This is a genomic window from Mammaliicoccus sp. L-M44 (assembly GCF_022386355.1).
Taxonomy (GTDB): domain Bacteria; phylum Bacillota; class Bacilli; order Staphylococcales; family Staphylococcaceae; genus Mammaliicoccus; species Mammaliicoccus sciuri_A.
In genome coordinates this window covers 68,961-92,553 of record NZ_JAJNIU010000009.1, presented here as the reverse complement: position 1 = coordinate 92,553, position 23,593 = coordinate 68,961, and the positions used below count along the sequence as shown (strand labels likewise).

28 protein-coding genes and 1 riboswitch are annotated in these 23,593 nt (G+C 31.4%); of the genes, 15 read left to right on the top strand and 13 right to left on the bottom strand.

Annotated elements, in window-relative coordinates:
* Positions 1 to 24: 24 nt before the first annotated feature.
* Entirely contained in the window at positions 25 to 249 is a 225-nt protein-coding gene (gene yidD, locus LQ611_RS06955; RefSeq protein WP_025905546.1) for a membrane protein insertion efficiency factor YidD, read from the bottom strand.
* 10 nt (positions 250 to 259) lie between these two features.
* Entirely contained in the window at positions 260 to 1,045 is a 786-nt protein-coding gene (locus tag LQ611_RS06950; RefSeq protein WP_025905545.1) for a hypothetical protein, read from the bottom strand.
* A 66-nt stretch (positions 1,046 to 1,111) separates the two neighbouring features.
* Here LQ611_RS06950 and ytkD point away from each other — a divergent pair, with 66 nt between their 5' ends.
* Positions 1,112 to 1,576 carry an RNA deprotection pyrophosphohydrolase gene (gene ytkD, locus LQ611_RS06945; RefSeq protein WP_037560128.1) on the top strand — a complete coding sequence of 155 codons (465 nt, stop codon included), beginning with the start codon at positions 1,112 to 1,114 and terminating at the stop codon, positions 1,574 to 1,576.
* Complete coding sequence (locus LQ611_RS06940) at positions 1,560 to 2,336, top strand: alpha/beta hydrolase family protein (protein WP_025905543.1); 777 nt, start codon at positions 1,560 to 1,562, stop codon at positions 2,334 to 2,336. Before ytkD ends, LQ611_RS06940 begins: the two co-directional genes overlap by 17 nt.
* 21 nt (positions 2,337 to 2,357) lie before the next feature.
* Here LQ611_RS06940 and pckA read toward each other — a convergent pair whose 3' ends face one another.
* Positions 2,358 to 3,959, bottom strand: coding sequence for a phosphoenolpyruvate carboxykinase (ATP) (gene pckA / locus LQ611_RS06935; protein WP_107565783.1), 1,602 nt, complete (start codon positions 3,957 to 3,959; stop codon positions 2,358 to 2,360).
* Between the two features lie 182 nt (positions 3,960 to 4,141).
* A riboswitch (SAM riboswitch) is annotated at positions 4,142 to 4,253 on the top strand.
* A gap of 103 nt (positions 4,254 to 4,356) precedes the next feature.
* Between pckA and metK the strand changes: the two genes are divergently transcribed.
* The 4 genes from metK to LQ611_RS06915 all read left to right on the top strand — a co-directional run bounded on the left by metK (position 4,357) and on the right by LQ611_RS06915 (position 9,453).
* Positions 4,357 to 5,550 (top strand): methionine adenosyltransferase, encoded by a 1,194-nt coding sequence (gene metK, locus LQ611_RS06930; protein ID WP_025905541.1) that lies wholly within the window; start codon positions 4,357 to 4,359, stop codon positions 5,548 to 5,550.
* A gap of 678 nt (positions 5,551 to 6,228) precedes the next feature.
* The gene (locus LQ611_RS06925; protein ID WP_119494051.1) at positions 6,229 to 7,140 is read left to right on the top strand and encodes a nuclease-related domain-containing protein; all 912 of its coding nucleotides are present in this window, start codon (positions 6,229 to 6,231) and stop codon (positions 7,138 to 7,140) included.
* Between the two features lie 59 nt (positions 7,141 to 7,199).
* Positions 7,200 to 8,582, top strand: a complete 1,383-nt coding sequence (locus tag LQ611_RS06920) for an NAD-dependent succinate-semialdehyde dehydrogenase (RefSeq protein WP_025905539.1) — start codon at positions 7,200 to 7,202, stop codon at positions 8,580 to 8,582.
* 28 nt (positions 8,583 to 8,610) lie between these two features.
* Positions 8,611 to 9,453, top strand: a complete 843-nt coding sequence (locus LQ611_RS06915) for an aldo/keto reductase (RefSeq protein ID WP_025905538.1) — start codon at positions 8,611 to 8,613, stop codon at positions 9,451 to 9,453.
* A gap of 90 nt (positions 9,454 to 9,543) precedes the next feature.
* Here LQ611_RS06915 and LQ611_RS06910 read toward each other — a convergent pair whose 3' ends face one another.
* From LQ611_RS06910 to LQ611_RS06895, 4 genes are read right to left on the bottom strand one after another with little or no spacing between them, the layout of a single operon-like run.
* Positions 9,544 to 9,891: a fluoride efflux transporter FluC gene (locus LQ611_RS06910; RefSeq protein WP_107565782.1), complete on the bottom strand. Its 348-nt coding sequence runs from the start codon at positions 9,889 to 9,891 to the stop codon at positions 9,544 to 9,546.
* Complete coding sequence (gene crcB, locus LQ611_RS06905) at positions 9,888 to 10,253, bottom strand: fluoride efflux transporter CrcB (protein WP_103361845.1); 366 nt, start codon at positions 10,251 to 10,253, stop codon at positions 9,888 to 9,890. Before crcB ends, LQ611_RS06910 begins: the two co-directional genes overlap by 4 nt.
* Before the next feature lie 43 nt (positions 10,254 to 10,296).
* The gene (locus tag LQ611_RS06900) at positions 10,297 to 10,599 is read right to left on the bottom strand and encodes a hypothetical protein (protein ID WP_025905535.1); all 303 of its coding nucleotides are present in this window, start codon (positions 10,597 to 10,599) and stop codon (positions 10,297 to 10,299) included.
* A gap of 46 nt (positions 10,600 to 10,645) precedes the next feature.
* A complete protein-coding gene (locus LQ611_RS06895; protein WP_107565780.1) occupies positions 10,646 to 11,497 on the bottom strand; it encodes an MBL fold metallo-hydrolase in 852 nt (283 codons plus the stop codon).
* A 199-nt stretch (positions 11,498 to 11,696) separates the two neighbouring features.
* Here LQ611_RS06895 and LQ611_RS06890 point away from each other — a divergent pair, with 199 nt between their 5' ends.
* The 3 genes from LQ611_RS06890 (at position 11,697) to LQ611_RS06880 (ending at position 13,848) form a co-directional block, all read left to right on the top strand.
* Complete coding sequence (locus LQ611_RS06890; protein WP_103361843.1) at positions 11,697 to 12,407, top strand: transaldolase; 711 nt, start codon at positions 11,697 to 11,699, stop codon at positions 12,405 to 12,407.
* Between the two features lie 316 nt (positions 12,408 to 12,723).
* A complete protein-coding gene (locus LQ611_RS06885) occupies positions 12,724 to 13,587 on the top strand; it encodes a cation diffusion facilitator family transporter (RefSeq protein WP_374229777.1) in 864 nt (287 codons plus the stop codon).
* Positions 13,588 to 13,683: 96 nt separating this feature from the next.
* Complete coding sequence (locus tag LQ611_RS06880) at positions 13,684 to 13,848, top strand: hypothetical protein (RefSeq protein WP_162841912.1); 165 nt, start codon at positions 13,684 to 13,686, stop codon at positions 13,846 to 13,848.
* Positions 13,849 to 13,942: 94 nt separating this feature from the next.
* Here LQ611_RS06880 and LQ611_RS06875 read toward each other — a convergent pair whose 3' ends face one another.
* The gene (locus tag LQ611_RS06875; RefSeq protein WP_239709495.1) at positions 13,943 to 15,292 is read right to left on the bottom strand and encodes a PepSY-associated TM helix domain-containing protein; all 1,350 of its coding nucleotides are present in this window, start codon (positions 15,290 to 15,292) and stop codon (positions 13,943 to 13,945) included.
* A gap of 211 nt (positions 15,293 to 15,503) precedes the next feature.
* Between LQ611_RS06875 and LQ611_RS06870 the strand changes: the two genes are divergently transcribed.
* Positions 15,504 to 15,893 carry a hypothetical protein gene (locus tag LQ611_RS06870; protein WP_182461935.1) on the top strand — a complete coding sequence of 130 codons (390 nt, stop codon included), beginning with the start codon at positions 15,504 to 15,506 and terminating at the stop codon, positions 15,891 to 15,893.
* 67 nt (positions 15,894 to 15,960) lie between these two features.
* Positions 15,961 to 16,593 carry an HAD family hydrolase gene (locus LQ611_RS06865; protein WP_107572762.1) on the top strand — a complete coding sequence of 211 codons (633 nt, stop codon included), beginning with the start codon at positions 15,961 to 15,963 and terminating at the stop codon, positions 16,591 to 16,593.
* Here LQ611_RS06865 and LQ611_RS06860 read toward each other — a convergent pair.
* Positions 16,584 to 17,255, bottom strand: coding sequence for a helix-turn-helix domain-containing protein (locus LQ611_RS06860; protein WP_107565777.1), 672 nt, complete (start codon positions 17,253 to 17,255; stop codon positions 16,584 to 16,586). The genes LQ611_RS06865 and LQ611_RS06860 overlap by 10 nt on opposite strands.
* 97 nt (positions 17,256 to 17,352) lie before the next feature.
* Here LQ611_RS06860 and LQ611_RS06855 point away from each other — a divergent pair, with 97 nt between their 5' ends.
* Positions 17,353 to 17,808 carry a hypothetical protein gene (locus LQ611_RS06855; protein ID WP_107566139.1) on the top strand — a complete coding sequence of 152 codons (456 nt, stop codon included), beginning with the start codon at positions 17,353 to 17,355 and terminating at the stop codon, positions 17,806 to 17,808.
* Positions 17,809 to 17,832: 24 nt separating this feature from the next.
* Positions 17,833 to 18,654 carry a DUF5996 family protein gene (locus tag LQ611_RS06850; RefSeq protein WP_107566138.1) on the top strand — a complete coding sequence of 274 codons (822 nt, stop codon included), beginning with the start codon at positions 17,833 to 17,835 and terminating at the stop codon, positions 18,652 to 18,654.
* 42 nt (positions 18,655 to 18,696) lie between these two features.
* On the opposite strand, the gene LQ611_RS06845 is transcribed toward LQ611_RS06850, so the two are convergent.
* A complete protein-coding gene (locus LQ611_RS06845; protein WP_232151596.1) occupies positions 18,697 to 19,167 on the bottom strand; it encodes a competence protein ComK in 471 nt (156 codons plus the stop codon).
* Between the two features lie 75 nt (positions 19,168 to 19,242).
* Positions 19,243 to 19,719 carry a sigma-70 family RNA polymerase sigma factor gene (locus LQ611_RS06840; RefSeq protein WP_119493995.1) on the bottom strand — a complete coding sequence of 159 codons (477 nt, stop codon included), beginning with the start codon at positions 19,717 to 19,719 and terminating at the stop codon, positions 19,243 to 19,245.
* 278 nt (positions 19,720 to 19,997) lie between these two features.
* On the opposite strand from LQ611_RS06840, the gene LQ611_RS06835 reads away from it, so the two are divergent.
* Positions 19,998 to 20,219, top strand: coding sequence for a hypothetical protein (locus LQ611_RS06835; RefSeq protein WP_025905232.1), 222 nt, complete (start codon positions 19,998 to 20,000; stop codon positions 20,217 to 20,219).
* Positions 20,220 to 20,405: 186 nt separating this feature from the next.
* The gene (sagB, locus tag LQ611_RS06830; protein ID WP_107566135.1) at positions 20,406 to 21,335 is read left to right on the top strand and encodes a peptidoglycan release complex glucosaminidase SagB; all 930 of its coding nucleotides are present in this window, start codon (positions 20,406 to 20,408) and stop codon (positions 21,333 to 21,335) included.
* A gap of 565 nt (positions 21,336 to 21,900) precedes the next feature.
* On the opposite strand, the gene LQ611_RS06825 is transcribed toward sagB, so the two are convergent.
* Complete coding sequence (locus tag LQ611_RS06825) at positions 21,901 to 22,734, bottom strand: DUF6612 family protein (RefSeq protein ID WP_107565969.1); 834 nt, start codon at positions 22,732 to 22,734, stop codon at positions 21,901 to 21,903.
* Positions 22,735 to 22,903: 169 nt separating this feature from the next.
* Positions 22,904 to 23,593 carry an ABC transporter permease gene (locus LQ611_RS06820; protein ID WP_025905235.1) on the bottom strand — a complete coding sequence of 230 codons (690 nt, stop codon included), beginning with the start codon at positions 23,591 to 23,593 and terminating at the stop codon, positions 22,904 to 22,906.

Sequence of the window (23,593 nt, the reverse complement as noted above, 5' to 3'; positions counted from 1 at the left end):
AGCGCATATGCCTTTAAATAAATGTTATGAATCTTTTTTAGGTGGAACAGGATCGTAGCCACCTGGATGAAATGGGTGGCATTTTAAGATGCGTTTCGTACCTAACCAAGTCCCTTTTATAACCCCATACTCTGAAATAGCTTCAACAGCATAGTTAGAACATGTTGGTTGGAACCTGCATGTTGGTGGTGTCAGTGGCGATATATATCGTTGATAAAGGCGTATTAATTTAATAAATACTTTTTTCATAGCAATGCTCCTATTTATAATTGTTTTTCGTTAAGTTCTGGTATGGTTTAACATCAGTAGAATTGAATTTATAGAAATCTGTTGTCTGTTTCATATGAATGTTAATCGTTTCATTTTTAATTTTTCCAGTTGCTTTAATGTTAAAGGTTAGCGTTTTTGGTAATGTTTTGTCTTTTTGGAATGTAAGCTTAAACTTACCACTTTTAATTTTTAAGTCGTTAATATTGCTTAATGACGCTTGATCTGCCAGAGGTGATTGGCTAAATCCTAGTTGATAGAGATATTCCATAACTTTACCTGTACCTTCATATGAAAGGGTATCGTTTTCTAAAGTGACATCGTCTTCAATAGGTTTAAGTAAACTTTGATTAAAAGTCGTTAAATCGAACCAATCTTGTCCAATTTTTTGATAATAATCTATTTCGGCATTCTTTGCATGATAATTTAAATACTTAGATTTAGGTGAGGATTTGATTTCGTTTGAATCAATCCAAACACTTTTATTATGCACTGGAAATTGTTTTGTATTACTTTCTTGTTCGACATTAAATGCAAGTTTATCATGGTGGTTTGTTCGGCCATGTGACAGTTGTTTAAGCGTTGTTTTTTTATCTTGAAAATCAACTGTTGTTTCGTTACTAGATTTAATCGAATGTGAATCTACTTTTTTAATATTTTTTTGAAAAGCTTCGATAGCATCGCTACTATCATCAAATTTATTTTGACCTTCTGGACTACAACTTGCTAGAATAAGAGTAATTGTTAATACTAAGGTCGTTAAGGTTAACTTTTTCAATATCTTCTACCTTCCTAATAATATGTATATACAGTTTATCATAATTGAAGAAAGAGGTCGTGTATCATGCGCTACAAAGATCCAAATGGATTGGATGTTGATTTAGCTTATAAATGTCCAACAGATCAACAAAATGCGAAACATGTTCTAGGTATTCCTATTTTTAATAATGAATATGTGTTAACGCATCATAAGATAAGAGGTATTGAATTTCCTGGTGGGAAAGTTGAACCAAATGAAACGAATAAAGAGGCTGTTCAGCGTGAATTATATGAAGAAACGGGTGCGGTCGCTAAAAATATAACGTTTATTGCTTCGTATACTGTACATGATACAATCCCATTTAATAAAGATGTCTATTTTATTGAAGTTGAGTCAATGGATAGCAATAAAGCGTATTTCGAAACTTATGGACCCGTTATTGCTAAAGAAATCAATGATATACCTGAAGAAGAGAAGAGTTTTCTATTAAAAGATACAGCAATATTAAAGTGCGTTGAAAGGGTGTATAAACTTGGATTTCTACAGTAAGAAAAAAATGCCAGTTTTCTTTAATCATCATCTAACTGAAGAAGTGATATATGAAGTGGATGAATTGAAAGTTAGAGGCATGTTGATGACACCAAATGAACGTGTTAATCGCATCGTTGTATATTTACGTGGTGGAAAAGGACAAGTAGGTAGAGTGAGACCAGGTCGTATGGCGCAATTTAAAGATAAGCATACACTTGTCTTTGCACCTTATTACAGAGGTAGTAACGGTAGTGAAGGTAGAGATGAATTTTGTGGTGATGACCTACATGATGTTATAAAAGGTATCGAAATATTAAAGTCACATTACCCAAACGTTCCTGTTCATATGATTGGATTCTCTAGAGGTGGTATTCAAGGCTTACTTACGTATCAAAAAGTGAAAGCGACGAGTTACATTATATGGGGTGGCGTTTCAGATTTATTGATGATGTATGAAGAACGAATTGATCTAAGAGGGATGTTAAAAAGAATGGTCGGACATCCTAAAAAACAATTTGAAGCATATGCACGTAGAAATGCATTGCAATCTATTCATAAAGATAGTCCGCCTATATTAATCGTTCATGGTGATGAAGATAAGCAAGTTAATATTAATATGGCATATCATCTAGAAGAACATTTAAAGCAAGAAGCGGTAGATCATCAAACAATCTATTTAAGTGGAGAAGGCCATGTTTTAAGACCAGAAATAGAAAAGCAAACATTGTTACAAATTAAAGAATGGATGTATAAATGTGAAAAGAGCTTGGACCAATAAGGCCCAAGCTCTTTTAATATTTTATAAGCGATTATACGTAAATCCGCCTTCTTCTTGAATATGCTCAGAAGACTCACCGAATTTACTGAAGTTTTCTTTAAAGTTCATAGCAAGTAATTTTGCTTTTTCGTCATATGCGTCAGAAGATACCCAAGTATTACGTGGATATAATATTTCTGAAGGTACACCTGGTACATGTTTCGGAATATTAAGACCAAAGATTTCATCTTTAACAAATTCTGAATTCTTAATTTCTCCACTAATTGCACGACGAATCATTGAACGTGTATGCTTCAAGTCCATTCTTGAACCTACACCGTATTCGCCACCAGTCCAACCAGTGTTTACAAGATAAACATCTACATTGTGTTCATCGATTAGTTTACCAAGTAATTCAGCGTATTCAGTTGCATGTAATGGTAAGAAAGGTGAACCGAAACATGTTGAGAATACTGGTTGAGGACTTGTTACGCCTCTTTCTGTACCTGCTAACTTAGAAGTGAATCCACTTAAGAAATGGTACATAGCTTGTGATTTATCTAATTTAGAAATAGGTGGTAATACGCCAAATGCATCTGCAGTTAAGAAGATAATAGTATTTGGGTGACCAGCTATTGATGGTGTAATAATATTATCGATAAAATCAATTGGGTATGCAGCTCTTGTATTTTCAGTTAATGAAGTGTCGTCATAATCAACTGATCCATTAGGATTTACGGTAACATTTTCTAAAACTGTTCCATAACGGATAGCATCGTAAATTTGTGGTTCTTTTTCACGGCTAAGACTTACTGTTTTAGCGTAGCAACCACCTTCAATATTGAAGACACCATTTTCGTTCCAACCATGTTCATCGTCACCGATTAATTTTCTATTAGGATCTGCAGATAAAGTTGTTTTACCTGTACCAGATAGACCAAAGAATAAAGCTACATCTTTGTTATAACCTACGTTTGCTGAACAGTGCATACTCATAATGCCTTTTTTAGGTAATAAATAGTTCATGACTGAGAATATACCTTTTTTCATTTCACCAGCGTATTCAGTACCACCAATTAATATGACACGGTGTTTGAACGAAGTAATAATGAATGTTTCAGAATTTGTGCCGTCTTTTTCTGGATCAGCTTTAAATCCTGGTGCACTAATAACAGTGAAATTAGGGCTGATATTAAGTGCTTCTTCTTTAGTTTCTGGGCGGATAAACATATTCTGTGCAAATAAGTTGTGCCAAGGTAACTCATTAATAACACGTAAATCTAAACGTGATGATTCATCTGCACCTGCATATCCATTAAAGACATAAAGTTGTGATTTTTGGTTTAAGTAGTCAATAACTTGATCATATAAATTTAAAAAGTTACTTTCTGAGATAGGTTGGTTGATTGTTCCCCAATCAATATCTTGTTCAGTATCTTCCTCTTTAACGATAAATTTGTCTTTAGGAGAGCGACCTGTGTATTTACCAGTTTCCATTCTGATTGCACCAGATTCTGTTAATACGCCTTCTCCTGCTTCTAGAATGTGATTGTACAATTCAGTTCTAGAAAGTTGTTGTAGTGTAGTGTCCTTCTTTAAAAGGTTTGAAAGTTCGATTGATTCGGTAATTGACTGTATTGCCATAAATGACGACCCCCATGTCTAATATTAATGTTGTAAGCATTTTCATGGAATTAGTATAACACATTAAAATATATAGTCTATACTAATGAGTAAATTTGTTATAAAATTTTTTTAGAAATTTGAATGTGTTTCGTTCCATTGACATATTATGAAAACTTTAGTATTATCATTTCTGACGGATTCTCTTATCCTGAGTGGTGGAGGGACATGGACCCAATGAAACCCAGCAACCTCTTTCTAATGAAAGAAAGGTGCCAAACCGTTTGCAGACCAATATTGTCTGAACGATAAGAGCGAATGGACGAGTGTGCCTTCTCTCTATATCTTTATTGAGAGAAGGCACTTTTTATTTGCGCTGAGGAAGAGACCGTACAACTTTATTTAAAGGAGATTTTTTATGTCAAAGAATAGAAGACTCTTCACATCAGAATCAGTAACAGAAGGGCATCCAGATAAAATTGCGGACCAAATTTCCGATGCTATTTTGGATGAATTATTAAAAGGGGATCCTAAAGCAAGAGTCGCTTGTGAAACAACAGTAACAACTGGTATGGCTTTAATTGCAGGTGAAATTTCTACTTCAACTTATGTAGATATCCCTAAAGTAGTTAGACAAACAGTAAAAGATATAGGATACACAAGAGCGAAGTACGGTTATGATTTCCAAACGATGGCGATTTTAACTGCTATTGATGAACAATCACCAGATATCGCACAAGGTGTAGATTGCGCATTAGAAGATAGAGATGATTTATCAGATAGAGAAATAGAATCAATTGGTGCAGGTGACCAAGGTCTTATGTTTGGTTTTGCTACAAATGAAACTGAAACATACATGCCTTTACCAGGTTATTTAGCTCATCAACTTGCGAAGAGATTAACAGATGTACGTAAAGACGGTACTTTAGAATATTTACGTCCAGATGGTAAGACACAAGTAACAGTTGAATATGACGAAAATGATAAACCAGTAAGAGTAGATACAATCGTTATTTCTTCACAACATCATGAAAAAATTGAATTAGAAAAAATTCAACAAGATATTAAAGATCATGTTATTTATCCAATCGTACCTAAAGAATTATTAGATGAAGAAACTAAATTCTTTATTAATCCAACAGGTAGATTTGTAATTGGCGGACCACAAGGAGATGCTGGATTAACAGGTAGAAAAATCATCGTAGATACTTACGGTGGTTATGCAAGACATGGCGGAGGATGTTTCAGTGGTAAAGATCCTACTAAAGTAGATAGATCAGGAGCATACGCTGCAAGATATGTTGCTAAGAATATAGTAGCAAGTGGATTAGCAGATAAATGTGAAGTCCAATTAGCATATGCAATCGGTGTAGCACAACCAGTATCCATTTCAATAGATACTTTTGGTACAGGTAAAGTAGAAGAAACTGTATTAGTAGAAAAAATAAGAGAAGTATTTGATTTAAGACCAGCAGGTATTATTCAAATGTTAAACTTAAGACAACCAATCTACAAAAAAACAGCAGCATACGGTCACTTCGGTAGAACAGATGTTCAATTACCATGGGAACAATTAGATAAAGTAGATTTACTAAAAGACTTATTAAAATAAATGATGAAGCTCTGTATATAATCTTACGGGATTTATGCAGAGTTTTTATTTTAGGTTAGGTGGAAGTTGGGTCGTTATTAGCAGTTTTGGTAAGAAGTGCAAATACTGGGGGTGTTATTTGCAGTTTAGGCTAGAAGTGCAAATACTGAGGTTGTTATTAGCAGTTTAGGGTGAAAGTGCAAATACTGGGGTCGTTATTAGCAGTTTTGGTTAGAAGTGCAAATACTGGTACCGATAATTACACTTCTGAGTAGTTTTGTAATTAAGGCCGTCCATAGTAACATTTCAGCCGACTTTTGTAATTAAGGAGGTCCATAGTAACACTTCAGGCGAGTTTTGTAACTAAGGCTGCCCATAGTAACATTTCAGGCGAGTTTTGTAGCTAAGGCTATACTTAGTAACACTTGAGCTGACTTTTGTAATTAAGGCACTCGTTATGAACAAGTTTGGGCGAAAGTGTTCACAACGCACCCGTTATAAACAAATTTAAGTCAAGTTGTTCATAATGAACTGAATTTTTATAAAATATTTACTATTAAAGTGTGGTTTAACTACTCAAATGTATGAAGTATAAGAAATTACGTTATATAATCAATATATTTCATGATATATACTGAATTTATTTGTAATTTTTACTATAATGGAATTAATACATATGAAAGGGAGCGATCTACAATTATGAGTCAATTAGAACCGATTCATTATGGATTAATCGCAGCGATCGTTATTGCGATACTATTTATTATATTATTCTTTGTTTCATTAAAGCAGAAACAAAAATCTTTGAATAAGATTCAAGAAGCTCATAAAAAAGAAAATGAGACGCTTAAATCTGAACATAAAGAAAAGTTAGATCATGAAAGAGTTGAAAATAAAAAGGTTCTAACGAAACAAGAAGAAACTCATCAAGAAGCAATTTCACAAAAAGAAAGAGAAATTGACTCATTAAAGTTATTTTCTAAGAATGAAGGGGAATATATAACTGATAGACATTTGTTAGAGTTGAGAGACCAACTTGTTAATGAACGTAGAATTAGACCTGAAGATATGCATATTATGGCAAATATCTTCTTACCTAAAGATCCATTAGGTAAAGTTCGACAAATTGATCATTTAGTCTTAACAAGAACGGGTATATACGTAATTGACTCTAATTTAGTAAGTGGTCATATCTATCACGGTATTACTGAACAGCAGTTTAGTGATTTTCCAGTATTAGGACAAGTCTTTGAAACATTGAATTTAAACCCATACAAAGAACAAACGTTATTACTTGAAAAACAATCAAATAATAAAACTGCAGCATTCCATTCATATACTGATGAAGTTAAAGAAGTTGATAATACAACTGAAGAATTACAAAGACAGTTAGAACTTAAATATACACCGACACCAATTATTTACTTCCATCCAAATGAAGTAAGTGAAGCAACTATCAGTAATTATTCACAAGACCCTAACATTAAAGTGTTAGTTGGTGAAAAACAACTTCAACATTTCTTTAATAAATTTGTATTCCATGGTAGATTCCAATATAGTGTGGAAGACCTTGAGAGAATTATGGATGAAATTGAAAAGTTTAACCCGTAATAACTAAGCGCTGCATTTTATGTAGCGCTATTTTTATACTAAAAAAGGTGGTTATAAGTATGGTAAAAGAAAATTTTGAAGTTAAAAATCCTGCAACTGGTGAAGTAATCGAAACGATTAAGAACAATACGGAAGAAGATATTAACAACAAGATTGAACAGGCACATGATGCTTTTCAAACATACAAAAAGAAACCAGCTCATGAACGTAGTGCATTGTTATATAAATGGTATGAATTGATTCTTGAAAATAAAGAAGAAATTGCTTTAATTATGACAAAAGAAAGTGGAAAACCATTAAAAGAAGCTTTAGGTGAAGTTAAATATGCGACAGATTATATATTATGGTTTGCTGAAGAAGCAAAACGTACTTATGGAAGAACCATTCCAGAACATGTTGATAACAAACGACTTATCGTTACACGTGCACCTGTAGGCGTTGTAGCGAGTATAACACCATGGAACTTCCCAGCAGCTATGATGACTAGAAAAGCAGCACCAGCATTAGCAGCAGGATGTACGTTTATATGTAAGCCAGCACAAGATACACCTCTTACAACTATGAAATTAGTTGATCTTGCACATGAAGCAGGATTTGATCAAAGTGTTATCCAATATGTAAATGGTTCAGGAAAAGACGTCGGTGCAATTTTTACAAAACATCCTTTAATTTCAAAAATTACTTATACAGGTTCAACACCTGTAGGTAAACAGTTAATGGAACAATCTAGTTCGACATTGAAGAAAGTAACACTTGAATTAGGCGGCCATGCACCATTGATTGTTCATGAAGATGCAGATTTAGATAAAGCAGTTCAAGGAACAATTGCTTCTAAATTTAGAAATGCAGGACAAACATGTGTATGTGCAAATAGAATATACGTACACGAATCTATTAAAGACGCATTTGAAGATGCACTTAGAGCAGAAGTTAGTAAATTAAAAGTAGGCGATGGTCAGGATGAATCAACAGATATAGGTCCTGTTATTAATGCAGATGGTTTTGAAAAAGTTAAATCTCATATTGAAGATGCAACGAGTAAAGGTGCTCGCGTGATTACTGGAGGAGATAGTTATAAAGATGGTGGTTATTTTATTACACCAACTGTTCTATCTGACGTTTCAGACGATATGAAAATCATGGTAGAAGAAACGTTTGGACCGGTAGCACCAATTCAAACTTATAAAGATTTAGATGAAGTTATTATAAAAGCAAACGATACACCATTTGGTTTGGCAGCATATTTCTTTACTGAAAACTATAGTAATGGTATAAAGTTGTATGAGAACTTAGATTATGGTGTAATTGGTTGGAACGATGGCGGACCAAGTGCAGCTCATATTCCATTTGGTGGAATGAAGGAAAGTGGATTTGGTAGAGAAGGTGGTTCAGAAGGTATTGAACCATATTTAGAAACTAAAGTTGTTTCAATTTTAATTTAAGTATCGTCTAAAATTAGGAGGCAGTAAAATGACACAGAAAATAATTGAGTTTTACAATGGCAATTCTATACCAGCTTTAGGGTTAGGAACATTCAGAGTAGAAAATAATGATGAATGTAGAGAAGCAGTTAAACATGCTATTATAAGTGGTTATAGACATATAGATACAGCTCAAACTTATCACAACGAAGAAAAAGTTGGACAAGGTATCAAAGAAGGATTAGAAGAAACAGGATTAAATAGAGAAGATCTATTTATTACAACTAAACTTTGGATGACAGATTATGGTAGAGAGAATGTTCAATCAGCATATGAAGCATCTTTAGAAAGATTAGGTTTAGATTATGTAGATCTATATTTAATTCATTGGCCTGGCCAAGATAAAGACCTTATCACAGAAACATGGAAAGCTATGGAAGACTTATACAATGAAGGCAAAATTAAAAATATTGGTGTAAGTAACTTCCACGTACATCATTTAGAATCATTATTACAAGAAGCTTCTATTAAACCAGTTATTAATCAAATAGAATGTCATCCATACTTAACTCAAAAAGAATTAAGAACTTATTTAGAAGCACAAAAAATTGTTGCACAATCATGGTCTCCTTTAATGAATGGACAAATATTAGAAGACGAAGTTGTAAAAGAAGTTGCAAATGAGTTAGGTAAAACACCAGCTCAAGTTATTATAAGATGGAATATTGATGAAAATATTGTTGTTATTCCTAAATCAGTAACACCATCAAGAATCGAAGAAAACTTAAACGTATTTGATTTTGAGTTATCAGAAGATCAACTTTCAAGATTAAATGCTTTAAATAAAGACGAAAGAATCGGACCAGACCCAGAAGTCTTTACTGGTCAATAATAAACACAAAAGGACTGATAAGAAAAATTTATTCTTATCAGTCCTTTTTATTTTGTCATACATATAAATGAACCTTTTACGTAAGAGGCTTTATAAGTGATAACCTAAATAACATGCTCCGATTGATAGTATGACTGTAGATACGATATAAATAGTCATCATTTTATATGATTTTAACAAGTATCGTTCATAAATTTCTAAAAAGTGAGTAGAGAATGTTGTAAATCCTCCGCAAAAGCCTATTGCAATAATTGCATATGAAAAACTATCATCATTTAAATATTGTGCAGCAAATCCAATTATAAGGCTTCCGATTACGTTAACAGTTAAAGTAGCTACTGGGAAGTGATTTGTATACAGTTTAGTGAAGAATTCATTCACAAAATTTCTGCAAAGAGCACCTATACCTGAACTTATCATAATATATAATAACGTCATGCTTGGTCAGTTCCTTTCCTATAACCTATTGCAATAAATATGAAACCGAGAAGTAAACTAACGAGTAAATACGTGCCTGCAAGGAATATATGTCCACGTTCTAGTAGCTCGACTGTTTCTAAACTTAAAGATGAATATGTTGTTAAAGCACCTAAGAAGCCTGTTGTTATTAATTTTTTAATATTTGGATGTGATTTGAAATAGTTAATGAAATATGTAGAGAATATACCCATTAAAAGTGCTCCGATTACGTTAACGGTTAATGTGGAGAACGGGAATGCGTCATTAGTGATCATTAAGGAAACTAAATATCTTAACCCTCCACCTATAGCACCACCTAAAAATATTGCTAAATATACCATTTAATAAACCTCCTCATTAAAAAAAGGAAACATAATGTTTCCCTTAAATTATTCCGAAAAATCTTATTATAACGACAATATGATATAAAATGACGATGAATAAAACGATTGGTAATAGTTTATTCAATTTTGAAAGCGTTGTGTGTTTATCAGTTTGATATTTAATTGACTTATCAGTTGTAAAGACAGCGATTAATAATAAAATACCGTTTAATATACTACTTATTAGTACGAGTGACACTAAAGATCCAAACATCGTTTCTAAAAGTGGGTTTTGTGCACTTAAAAATAAACTAATAATAATAAGTATAATTGATATATAAAAATAGCGTTTAGCTTTATCCATGATGCCCTCCAAAAATTCCGTATAATCGTTTATGTTATCATATAAATTATTTTATTGCATCTAATAATTCCATTACTTCTTCAAAGTCGTCCATTTTTTTACAATGACTAGGAATGATGAAAAGAGAGGTATTCGCATTTTCTTTTAAATCAATAAGTTTTAAATGGGTTTCAATGAAAAGTTCGCCGTTGTATGCTTTGCGCAACAATCTTTTAGTAGGAAGGTCATTCTTTTGAATATTTGAACGGCACCATGCGGCATCGCTACACATAAAAATCTTTAAATTAGAGAATGTCATCATTAAGCCAAATTGACCTGGCATGGCTCCTGGCAAATCAAAGCTAACTAAGGCATCTTGATTGAAGACTTTATATCCTTTACCCAAAATAGGGTGTTCTGTTTGTACAAAATCTTCTACAAATTCAATGCGCTCTTTAAAGTTATCTGGCATAACATGAAAGCTTAATTGAAGGTTATTGTTGTTGGAAACTTGTTGTGTAATAAAATCATGATAAGCTTCACTTGAAGTTATGATAGTCGCATTTTTAAACGCGTTTAAATAACCGAGATGATGACTTGAAAAATTGGTAATGATACAATAATCGATCTCATCTGGATGTATATGATCTTTCAACAATTGACTTGGCAACGTTTCGTACACTTTATAGTCTTGTCTACGAAATAATTTTAAAGTTTTTAAATCAGTGCTTGGTTTCACATGTTCGGAAAAGCCTGTATTTATGAGTATTTTGAAATCATTAATTTCTAAATAGTAGGAAAAAATATAGTACCGTTCAACTCGGCTCGTAGGACTATTATTGATGACTGCTTCATCACCTAAAAACGAACCGGTCGTATATAGTTTGAAATGCTTTATTGTTTCTATATTATCAGCCATCAAAATACACCACCTAAGCAATTTATATTTATATTACTTAAAAAATATTATTTGATTTATATTTATTCTTATTATGCCATAAAGCACCTCAAAATACATTTAAAATAACTTGGATATTGTCGTTTTAAACAAATAATTTAGTAAGCGATTGCAAATTATGGTACGATAAATGCACAACATGTAGAAAGGAATGAAATTCATGAGTAATCTTAAAGTACAAGTTTTTGCTGATGGTGCAGACATTGAAGAAATGAAACAAGCCTATCAGAATAAAGAAGTTGATGGTTTTACAACAAATCCAAGTTTAATGAAAAAAGCAGGTGTAACGGATTATAAAACATTTGCTGAAGATGTCGTTAAAGCAATACCAGATGCTTCAATTTCATTTGAAGTATTTGCAGATGATATAGAAACAATGGCTAAAGAAGCAGAAATCTTAAAACAATACGGTGAAAACGTATTTGTTAAAATTCCTGTTGTAAATACACAAGGTGAATCAATGATTCCTTTAATTAAAAAATTATCAGAAAGTGATGTTAAAGTTAACGTCACTGCTGTTTATACAATTGAACAAGTTAAAGACATAGTAGAAGCAATTAAACCAGGTGTTGAAACTTATGTTTCAGTATTCGCAGGTAGAATTGCTGATACAGGTGTAGATCCACTACCATTAATGAAAGAATCAGAAAAAGTTTGTCATAGTAAAGAAGGCGTTAAATTATTATGGGCAAGTTGCCGTGAATTATTTAATGTTATTCAAGCAGACGAAATTGGCGTAGATATCATTACATGTCCAAAAGATGTAGTAGCAAAAGTACCAAACATCGGAAGAGATATTAATGAACTATCTGTAGATACAGTTCAAGGATTTGCTAAAGATATTAAGGCTAGCGGATTAAGTATTTTATAAGAATGAAGATCATCGAACCCAACAAAGTTAGTTAACTTTGTTGGGTTTTTTAGTTTTGTAAATAAAATGATTTTTAGAAGTAACAAAAGTAGGAGGAAGTGTAATTAAGAGAGCTTATAGTAACAAATATCATAAGAGCATATATTAAAAATTTTTAGATATATAAATACTATATTATAAGAGAATATGTACTTGAAATATAGGCATGCCTAAAACATAAATATGCGAAATAATTTATATTATTTTACGATAACTAATTCATTAACTTGTCTCAAATTTTGTTATATAATCATATTTCAGTGAAAAAATCGGAGTGTTGGAAATGGCAAATAATTTGAGAATTGCACAACGTGGCGCATATATAAGTTTGGTTACTTATATTATCCTTTCTATTTTGAAATATGTAGTAGGGACAACTTATAATTCAGCTGCATTAAAAGCGGATAGTTTAAACAACTTAACAGATATATTTGTTTCTGTGGCAGTACTGATAGGGTTGAAGATTTCAGTAAAACCTGCAGATAAAAATCATCCTTATGGACATATGAAGACTGAAAATATTACAACTTTAATTGTATCTTTTATCATTATGTTTGTCGGGATAGAAGTTATTTCTAGCAACATTCCTAAGTTAGTTCAAGGTAATTATAGTGAACCTAGCACACTAACAATATGGGTTAGTTTTATAAGTGGTATTATTATGATTTTAGTATATTTATTTAATTGGAAGTTAGCGATTAAGACTAAAAGTACATCACTTAAATCAGCAGCAAAAGATAATTTGTCTGATGCGTTAGTCAGCATCGGTACTGGTATTGGCCTTATATTTACACAGTTTGGTCTACCTATAATTGATATTATTCTTGCTGTTATTCTTGGCTTTATTATTGTTTATACTGGTTTTACGATTTTTAAAGAATCAATATTCACTTTGAGTGATGGTTTTCATGAAAAAGATTTAAATAATTATATAGAAGAAATTGAAAATATAGAGGGCGTATTAGACGTTCCATCTATAAAAGGGCGTTATCATGGTAATAGTGTCTTTCTTGATGTAACGATCATTGTAGATAAAGATTTAACATTAGATGAAGCACATGATATATGTGATTTAGTTGAACATCAATTAAAAGAAGCAGGCGCTTATTCATCTTATGTACATCCTGAGCCTAACTTGTAAACAATTTATTATGAAATTCAAATATTAAAATAAATTAAATAAGTATGATACTATTAGTATATGAGTGTTTGATATATATCTAAGGGGATGTTATTCATGCAAATACTAGGAAAAGGATATGAGAATGACCATCATTATTTTCATGTTATTACTGATAAAAATCATCTTATAAAAGTTAGAGTTCCAGATGATATGGATGATCATGATTTAAGACACTTACTTGAAGCAGTTTGTAATGATTATGATGAGGCTAATAGCTAAGTTTAATGAATATATGAATGCATTTAAATATTTGTATAGAAATAAGCATATCACGCATCTGAATTTAATTTTAGATGCGTGATATGCTTTTTATTTACACTGTATTTAATCTATTATGTCGTCTCCATAAGAAGAATTCAATAATAGCAACTGGAATAAGTGATAATCCGAATAATGGCATTGCGATTCCTAGTATAACTAAGAATACAATGAGTCCAATTGGAATTTGATTACTAGTTCTTATTGGTGCGCTAAATGAGTTTGATTTCTTTCGTTTCATCCATGATAAGAAACCAAATGTAATACCACCAATAAAGGCTAAACAAACTAATAGGTTAATGATTTTATTTGCAGTTCCAAATAGATGACCTTCATGTAAAGGTATACCGAAACTGAACCATTTACCGATAATACCATAATCATCATAATCTACTTTATCTAATAGTTTACCTGAGTATTGATCGAAATATGCTGTTGTTTCTTCTTTTGGTGCAACGTCTAGTCCTGTAACACCTGTATTACTACTTTTCGAAACAGTGAATACACCTTTTTCATCAGAAGGGTAAACGATAGAGAATGGCTTTTTAATGCCATTTTCTTCAGCATTTGCGATAATATTTTCTAAACTTTGTTGTCCATCTGCACCAATCACATTACTCATAGAACCGTGATGTGCGGCATGTGGATCTTTTTTAGATGAAGGTTTCTCCTTAGTACGAGTTGCCCAGGGTAATTCATTATCTTCTGATTCTGGTGGGTTAGCTTGTAATGCTGTATAGCCAAGCTTTGGATGATCCTCAGCAAATTGGTTAATTTGTTTACCCATAAGTGCTGACCACGGTAAACCAGTTAATACGATTATAAATATAGGAATTGCAATAACAAGTCCTATAATCGCGTGTAATCGTCTATTAAATAAGAATGATGATTTCTTTTTTGTTGGTTTCAATGCTTTTGATTTAAAAGTTAAATAAATACCTGATATAATCATAAAAATTGTCCAACATGCTGCTAGCTCAACTAAATAATTTACAAAACTACCACCAACAAATAAAGAACTATGTGCTTCTCTTAATACGTTGGAATATGTATATTTAGCGTTTTGATTTGCAACTTTTTGGTTATGTTCATCCAAGAAAATATAGCGTGAATCACCCTCTTCATTCCCGATTGTGACTCTGTTATTGTATGGCTCATTCATAATACTAATTTTTTGAATGTCGTATCCTTTATATACATCTCTAATTTCTTGAATAGCATCATCTAGTGATTGATGACCCTTTGTAGCGCTATCTTTAAAAAATTCATCGTGGTAAATATTATTTTCTACATTTGTATAAAATAAATAACCAATACCAGTAAGTGAGAGTGTCAATAATAAAGGTGTGATAAAGAAAGCCGCATAAAAATGTAACCGTCTCAATGGATTAAAACTTTTGTTCATGTACTCAACCTCTATTTCAAATAATGTATAACTTCTATTTAACATTATTATTTTTTGAAATTAATTACAATATGGAAACGACGCAATTTTTGACGCTTTCGTGAAGACCGAAAAATATATGTAATAAATGACTTGAAAATGTAATAATAAAATACTCTAAATATTCAGTTTAAGATGTTAAAATATAAGCAACGGGATGAGGTGAATGACTATGTTAACAAACCTAAAATTATTCGACGATCACGATAATCGCACTCAAATTATTAATCAATTTTACAATGGATTAAATCAAGAGAATATACATGATGCAGTCATTGCTTTAGAAGAAAGAAAGCATCAAGATTTTCCTCATGGTTCAGTATATTTTAAGAATGATTTATCTAAAGCTAAACAAGATGAATTAAACTTAAATGAGTCAGATGGCTTATTTATCATTGAAGAGAATGGGACACAAAAAGGCTCAATTATCCCATTACATGATATCGTGCAATATTTAGCAACAAATAGAGAACGTATTGCACAGGAAAAATCACTCAGTTTAATTCAATTAGAGAACATTATCGATCGTTTAGAATTGACACTTAAATCAGAAGATTTATAATCATAATAAGAGATCGGGATTAAGAATAGTCCTAGTCTCTTATTTTTTTAGAATGGAGTGTATGAACATGTACGATGCAATCATATTTGATTTTGACGGTACGATAATAGATACAGAAATTAATTTATTTAACACTTTAAATAAACATATTGAACAAAAGAATAATGAAAAGATAAGTTTAGATGAATATAAAGCTTCTATCGGATCAGTATCAGAAGCATTAAATGATAAAATATTAAATGCTTTAGGTTCAAAACAGGCTTTAGAAGAGATGTTTGAAGATCATTATGAAGGTACGAAATCTTTACCGATTAAACCAGTAGTTAAAGATTTAATAGAATATGGTACTCAAAATCAAAAGAAAATGGGTATCGCAACTAGTAGTTATAAAGCGCATATTATGCCTAATGTACAAAGATTAGAATTAGATAAATATGTCGATGTTATTAAAGGGCGAGAAGATGTTGCGTTTGTTAAACCGAATCCAGAATTATACATTCAAGCAGCACATGATCTTAAAGTTGAACCTGAAAAGTGTTTAGCAATTGAGGACACAACAAATGGTGCACAAGCTGCAATAGATGCTGGTATGGACGTAATCGTTATAACGCATGATATTACAGAAGATTTGAATTTTGATTCATTAAATATTTTAGCAAAGAATATAGAGGCTGAAGAGATTATCAATCGCTATTTGTAATGTGAATATACATTGTATCTTTTTCTAAAATGAAGCGGCGTCATGTTTCTATGATTTTTAAAGACTTTTGTAAAATGAGCTTGGTCATAAAAGCCATATTCTAACGCTATATCTGAAATAGTTTGATTTGTATTGAAAATAAGTGCAACAGTAGCTTCAAACAAATGGCGATTTCTATAATAATTATGGTGGGAATGACTTACATAGGTATCGTTAGTAGGAATTTCACAATAGGGTGGCTGTTTAATATCATCTAATAACGCAATGATACTCGTAGAAACGGTCGTTGTTAATTGTTCTTTATGAAAAGGTGCAAGAATATTAAGCGTATTTAAGTGGTCACATACTTTATCAAATTTGAAAGACTGAATAATGGGGTAAAAATTTTTGAGTAAGAAGTATTCATAAATATTTGAAGCCAATGTATATACCATTAATTTATTAATATTAAGTATACATATTTGACCATTAACTGCATAAATAAAGCTATATTCATCAAATGGTACAATGCACAAAAATCCTTTATTCAATGTCATCATGTAGTTCGATGTATGATAAAAAATATTAATATTACCATTTGTGACGTAGATGATCGATGCGTCTTCATTATGATAGATCCATTTATTTTCATGTGAAATAAAGTTGATATTAAACTTAAACATCCTTTTCACTCCTTCAAAATAGCAATTTTGAAAAATAATCAACGTATAGTTTGATTAATGTTATAATTAAAATATTAATGAATTTTAGAGGTGTGTAATGAATAACGAACAATATAAATCCATTGTTTATAAAAAGCTTTGGTTTATCAATAAAAAAGAAAAACATATAGTGGATGAGAAATTAAACCATCATGCAGATAAAAATTTAATCGATGAATATGGTAAACCAAGTAAATTTGTGAATGAATTTGTAGAAAATGAAATTATAGATAAAGCAACACCACCAAGTAGTTTGTATAAAGTAATCACGTTAGGTGGTTTATTATTTGGAAATGTCTTAATGGCGGGCATTTTAATAACAGCTGCTTTGTTGATATTAGGGACATTTACTTTATATTTCACAAAACCAATTGGTGAAGCATTAACATTACAAGCCTTATACCTTGTCATTGGTATTGTGTTATTTTTTATAGGTTATAAAGGTATCAAATGGGTAAATGCATTCTTTACAAGGCGTTTATTAATCGCTAGAAGATTTAAAGAATTTTCATAGATTACTAACTAGGGGGTGTTGTAGATGAGCTTGTTATATTTTGATGAATGGCGTGATACACGTGCAACAATAAGATATATTGTTCAAATTATGGGGAAATGTTGTTTAGCTGTGAATACACCTGAACCGTTATATAAGCACGTCATGTTAACTGTCAATCAAGTTGGGCTATCTACAGGCGTATTAAAAAAGGACAATCATACATTTGAAATTAACTTAGATTTAATCGATCAGTTATTAATCGTTAAAATAGATGAAAAAGAAGAATCTATGATCGTCAAATCTGGACTTACAATTCAAGAATATTATCACTTTGTATTTGATACATTACATGATAACGGCATTGATATCACTATCAATACGAAACCGTATAATATTCCATATGAAAAAACGCTAGATGAAGATGACAAAGAACGAATCTTTAATCCAAAGACTGCATATCATGCACTAAGATTAATGCAGCAAGCTCAATATGATCATTATCAATTTTTACATTCAAGAAATATTAAAGATGTCAAAACAGGTTTGTTCTGGGATAAATTTGATGTAACATCTATTTTTTATGTAGAAGGTAATGATGAGTATACCGTATCACTTTGTTATTACTTTGGAGATAAATATAGAGAGTCTCCTTATTATATTATTAAGATTAATCCGTTTAAGCAAGATAAAATCAACTTGAAACAAGTAGAACCATCATATGCTGAATATAATGGTAAAGATGGAAGCTTTTTAATTTATGAAGAAGATTTGGAAAGTATTATTAGAAGAGATGAAGTATTGCTGACATTCTTTAATAGTGCATACCAAGCATTGTTATCAGGCGTAAGTAGTAAGTTAATATAGAATAACAAAAAAAGTCGTTACGCAATTAGTGCGTAACGACTTTTATATATTTGAGGGTAGATTTTGTCTGTTAAGATGATGCTTTTGAAACTGAATGAGTCTTAATGATTCACCGAGTTTCATACTGATTATAGGATATTCATGATAGATGACTTTCGTATGCTGATTAATTAATAACAATTTAGTGTAATGTTTGTATGCGTCGATATGAACAATGTGTTTACTGTTAATCAACATATAATTGTAGTTAGATTTAGCGCTTGTTGGAAATAATACGAAATCTTCAGTGGCATAGATAAGAATGGGAAGCAGTTTAGAAATATTTAAGACGTATTTGGCGTAATGTTCTCTTGATTTTAAACTAGCACCTTCAATTTTTAGTGCGTCATTAATAAGATAGGGGATTGAATGATTAGTATAAATGGTTGATTTATCTAAATATTCGATTTGGAATCTATAAGCTGAATCATCTGCGTATTTCAGTAATGTCATATTAGGGTTGATTAAAGTCATTTGATACACCTCCCTATATAACATGTTACTTAAATTTCGGGAAAAATATTGTAATTTTTGAAGATTTAATTGTAATTAAAATAAAAAATGTGATTTCAATTTACGACGCGCATTTTTGCGATAATACTCAATGGACGATTCACTTTTATTTAAATATATCGCAATTTCTTGGGTTGAGAATCCTTGTAATGTTAGCGTTAACCACATGAGTTCATCTTGAGATAAAATCTCTAACATACTAAATGTTTCAAATTGATGAGATTCAATGAAGCTTTGATCTAACATTTCATGATTAGAAGTGGGTGAAACACGTTTTGAATCTTTACTTTGCTTTCTGATGCAGTCAATGAGATAATACTTTAATTTCGTATATAAATATTTATCTAGTGAAGCGGTCTTTGAAAAATCGTATCGCTCAATTTCAGTCCATAGTTTAATTAATAACAGTTGATAATAATCTTCGTAACCGTATTGGATATGATATCGATGCAGTAAATAATGAATCATATTTTTATATTGCTTATAATAATGTTCAAATTTGTGTTGTTTCATGTTGTCCTCTTTGGTGAGCATGCACACGTTTATTTCCGGATAAACGCATTGTAAATAATATAGAAACACTTTAAAAATCAGTTAAATATTAAAAAAACGGACAAACTTTAAAATAGAACATAATTTATGAGATTATTTTGAAAAAATAAAGACTTTTTCTCGAAAATATCTTATAAAAACATAGATTGAAATGATTTACATTTTCGCTTCAAACGTGTATATTTGGTTATATATATGGACATATGTTTTATTGGGGCAAAGATTAGGAGGCTCATCATATGGATTACGAACATCTAAATTTAGAACACTTTTTTGCAAGAAATAATGACTTGAATACGATAAGAGATAACGCAGATTTTGTAATGATTAACAACGTAAACAGATTTATGAATTATAGAAATGGCGAAGAAGAGGGTACAATCAATTTAAGCCACTATAACTATAAGAATAGATCAGCGGCAATGTCATTTATATTTATGAATTATTCAACTTATAAATAAGCAAACATACTTTCAAAGCATGTTTGCTTTTTTTGTTGAAATATAATAGTAATTAAAACGTAACATTCTTATTTTTGAATAATAAGCCCTTATCCTATAGAATATAAAGAGTAAACTTTAATGCAATTGTAAAAATTAGGTAATAAATTATGATTGATGGTGGTTTACAAACACAGAGGTGAAACGATGAAGAATGCCAGGCTAGAAACCATTAAAAATTTAGTCATATTATCAATAGTCTTGTTAGTTATTGTTGGCCTGTTTTATTATTTGATTTCAGATCATTTGAAATTTTATGAAGTAGATAAACAAGAAGATAATGTAGAAGTTCCATTAACTTTAAGTAAAGCGGTAAATAAACAATATAAAAATGATACGAAAATGCAAGTAGCAACAGAGTCAGGCAATTGGAAAAATGCAACACGAAGCGAAATATATGAAGTGATGGATGTAGAAAAAATCTTAAATGATAAAAAACAAGTATATCAATTCTTGAACTTATCAGAGTATCAAGGAATTGAAGAAAAACGAATTCATCATATGTTAAGAAAACAAGAAGTACTTGAAGATTATACAACAGAATTTTTAAATGCTGCTAAGAAAGAGCATGTTAATGAAGTGTATTTAATATCTCACGCCATATTAGAAACAGGTAATAACAAAAGTGAATTAGCAAATGGTGTCATGTTAACCGACAAAGGGAAAGTAACGAAATCTAAAGAAGAATCTGATGGTAAAAAGTATTATAACTTTTATGGTGTCGGCGCATTAGACAGTGATCCTATCGGAACAGGCGCAAATTACGCTAAAAAAAGAGGCTGGGATACACCTCAAAAAGCCATATCAGGTGGCGCGAAATTTATACATGATCATTATTTATCAAACCCAGAACAAAATACCTTATATAGTATGAGATGGAACCCAGAGAAACCTGGCGTACATCAATACGCAACAGATATCAAATGGGCACAAAGTAATGCACGTATAATAGCAGATTTCTATAACGAACTTAAAACAGAAGGAAAGTACTATATCGTATATAAGTACCAAGATACAGATAAGTCACTTTCAATCAAAGCATTAGATGAAAAATTAGATAAACAAGAAGAAAAATAGTAATAAAGAAGACTCGAGACAAATGTTTCGAGTCTTTTCTGTGTGAGTGGAGTATTGAAATTGTCATAATGGACTGCTGTTATAAGCAGTTTTGGCAAGAAGTGCAAATACTGGTGTCGTTATTAGCAGTTTTGGTGAGAAGTGCAAATACTGTGTTCCTTAGTTACAAATCTCAGGAGTTTTGTAATTAAGGGCGTCCATAGTAACACTTCAGGCGAGTTTTGTAATTAAGGCGGTCCATAGTAACACTTCAGGCGAGTTTTGTAATTAAGGCGGTCCATAGTAACAGTTTGGCTGATTTTTGTAACTAAGTCGGTCCATATTAACACTTCGGCCGAGTTTTGTAACTAAGACGGTCCTTATTAACAATTCGTCTAAGTTTTGTAACTAACAAACGCGTTATGAACAAGTTTGGCGAGAAGTGTTCACAACGCACCTGTTATGAGCAAGTTTGGCGAGAAGTGTTCACAACGCACCCGTTATAAACAAGTTCGACCAGAAGTGTTCACAATGCACCCGTCCAAATCAAAAAAGACTCGAGGCATTAACCTCGAGTCTTTACTATTTATGATGCTTTATCTGAACTGTTTGATGAACTACTGCTTGATGAGCTAGATGATCCGCCTTGCAAGTCTTCTATTTTTTTAGCGTCTTTTGCTTCATCTGGAATCTTAATTTCATCAATTTTGTTTAACTTATTATAAGTGACGTTTGTCTTCATATCAGCAGTTTCGTCATCTTTAGTTAATTTAGCATTTAATTTGTATGAATCAATATGATTATCTTTATTTACTTTCAATACGGCATTACCTTTTACTTTATCAACTTGTGATTCAAATTGTTCTAGTTGATCTTTGTTACCTGAGGCGTTAGCTAACTTAGTGAAATCTTCTTTGTTTTTGATGTCATATGTAAGTTCATATCCATCGTCAACTTTTTTAGATTTCGCATCTTTAAAAGCACTTAAAGTTTTTGCGTATTTTTCATAATTTAATTGGTCTAGAGAACTATCGATATTCATATTTTCTACTTGAGAAGATAAGTCTACCCATTGATCATCTACTTTAGCAATCATTTTATCGCCTTGTACATAAATTGACATTTTCTGACCAGCTTGGTCCATATCTAATTTAGCTGTTTCTTTTTCATCAACATCCATGCCAACTTCTACAGTTTGACTATCTTCGCCTTCAGCAGAAACTTCGATTTTGTTATCAGTATGATAACTTTTAACATCTTTCGCACTACTTTGTAAGTCTTTTACGACTTGGCTAGAACTTTTAGTATCATCTTTCTTTTCTGATTTTGTATCAGAATCTGAACTATCTGAGCCATTCCCGCATGCTGCTAAAACAAGTGTTGATGATAAAAATAAACTTCCAAGTATTCTATATTTCATATTACTTCCTCCTTTGTTTTAACTATACTAACACTATGCAATTCATAATAGCAAAAAATTATATAATTACATAAGTTATGAATGTAAATTATTTGAGTTTTTTCTTAGGTGAAAGTATTAAAATAACAATAGTTGCTACAATTACTTTAAATATAAATTTCATTTAATATCACTCCGAAAGTGTTTGAGGTTGTGGACCTTTTTGCTTTCTCTTTGTTGGGTCTAATTTCTTTTCAATATATCCTAAAAATAAATCACTTAATACTGCTAATAAAGCGGTAGGGATTGCACCGGCTAAGATTAATGATGTACCATCAGTAGCGTTTGTACCTCTAATAATGATATCACCAAGTGTAGATGATCCAATAAATGATCCGATTGCAGTAACACCAATTGCAATAACGAACGCGATTCTTATACCACCAATCATTACAGATAAAGAAAGGGGAAGTTCAACCATCGTTAAGATTTGACGTGATGTCATACCCATACCTTTACCAGCATCTTTAATACTAGAATTTACGTTATTAATTCCGGTATACGTATTTTTGATAATCGGTAATAAAGCGTATAAGAATACTGTCATAACAACAGTGTTTGAACCAAGTCCCATCACAAGCATTAATATAGCAAGTAGGGCAAGTGCTGGAACCGTTTGAATAATATTAGCTAGTGAAATGACAAAGCCAGATAATTTAGAATATCTAGCAATGAAAATGCCTACTGGTATACCTATTATAACCGCAAATAACACACCATAAACAGAAATAAGTAAATGAGTTAGAAAAAGTTGAAATATATATCCACCATTTGTTGCATAATAATCGACTAATTGTGACCATACATGATTATCAACCAC

Coding starts and splice junctions, on each gene's coding strand:
- pckA (WP_107565783.1), bottom strand. CDS start 3,959: ATGGCAATACAGTCAATTACCGAATCAATCGAACTTTCAAACCTTTTA.
- crcB (WP_103361845.1), bottom strand. CDS start 10,253: ATGGTATATTTAGCAATATTTTTAGGTGGTGCTATAGGTGGAGGGTTA.
- LQ611_RS06840 (WP_119493995.1), bottom strand. CDS start 19,719: ATGAAACAACACAAATTTGAACATTATTATAAGCAATATAAAAATATG.
- LQ611_RS06825 (WP_107565969.1), bottom strand. CDS start 22,734: ATGAAATATAGAATACTTGGAAGTTTATTTTTATCATCAACACTTGTT.
- LQ611_RS06925 (WP_119494051.1), top strand. CDS start 6,229: ATGAGTCAATTAGAACCGATTCATTATGGATTAATCGCAGCGATCGTT.
- LQ611_RS06845 (WP_232151596.1), bottom strand. CDS start 19,167: ATGACTTTAATCAACCCTAATATGACATTACTGAAATACGCAGATGAT.
- LQ611_RS06850 (WP_107566138.1), top strand. CDS start 17,833: ATGAGCTTGTTATATTTTGATGAATGGCGTGATACACGTGCAACAATA.
- LQ611_RS06920 (WP_025905539.1), top strand. CDS start 7,200: ATGGTAAAAGAAAATTTTGAAGTTAAAAATCCTGCAACTGGTGAAGTA.
- LQ611_RS06860 (WP_107565777.1), bottom strand. CDS start 17,255: ATGTTTAAGTTTAATATCAACTTTATTTCACATGAAAATAAATGGATC.
- LQ611_RS06870 (WP_182461935.1), top strand. CDS start 15,504: ATGTTAACAAACCTAAAATTATTCGACGATCACGATAATCGCACTCAA.
- LQ611_RS06890 (WP_103361843.1), top strand. CDS start 11,697: ATGAGTAATCTTAAAGTACAAGTTTTTGCTGATGGTGCAGACATTGAA.
- sagB (WP_107566135.1), top strand. CDS start 20,406: ATGAAGAATGCCAGGCTAGAAACCATTAAAAATTTAGTCATATTATCA.
- LQ611_RS06865 (WP_107572762.1), top strand. CDS start 15,961: ATGTACGATGCAATCATATTTGATTTTGACGGTACGATAATAGATACA.
- LQ611_RS06875 (WP_239709495.1), bottom strand. CDS start 15,292: ATGAACAAAAGTTTTAATCCATTGAGACGGTTACATTTTTATGCGGCT.
- LQ611_RS06835 (WP_025905232.1), top strand. CDS start 19,998: ATGGATTACGAACATCTAAATTTAGAACACTTTTTTGCAAGAAATAAT.
- LQ611_RS06900 (WP_025905535.1), bottom strand. CDS start 10,599: ATGGATAAAGCTAAACGCTATTTTTATATATCAATTATACTTATTATT.
- LQ611_RS06910 (WP_107565782.1), bottom strand. CDS start 9,891: ATGACGTTATTATATATTATGATAAGTTCAGGTATAGGTGCTCTTTGC.
- LQ611_RS06855 (WP_107566139.1), top strand. CDS start 17,353: ATGAATAACGAACAATATAAATCCATTGTTTATAAAAAGCTTTGGTTT.
- ytkD (WP_037560128.1), top strand. CDS start 1,112: ATGCGCTACAAAGATCCAAATGGATTGGATGTTGATTTAGCTTATAAA.
- LQ611_RS06880 (WP_162841912.1), top strand. CDS start 13,684: ATGCAAATACTAGGAAAAGGATATGAGAATGACCATCATTATTTTCAT.
- LQ611_RS06895 (WP_107565780.1), bottom strand. CDS start 11,497: ATGGCTGATAATATAGAAACAATAAAGCATTTCAAACTATATACGACC.
- LQ611_RS06915 (WP_025905538.1), top strand. CDS start 8,611: ATGACACAGAAAATAATTGAGTTTTACAATGGCAATTCTATACCAGCT.
- yidD (WP_025905546.1), bottom strand. CDS start 249: ATGAAAAAAGTATTTATTAAATTAATACGCCTTTATCAACGATATATA.
- metK (WP_025905541.1), top strand. CDS start 4,357: ATGTCAAAGAATAGAAGACTCTTCACATCAGAATCAGTAACAGAAGGG.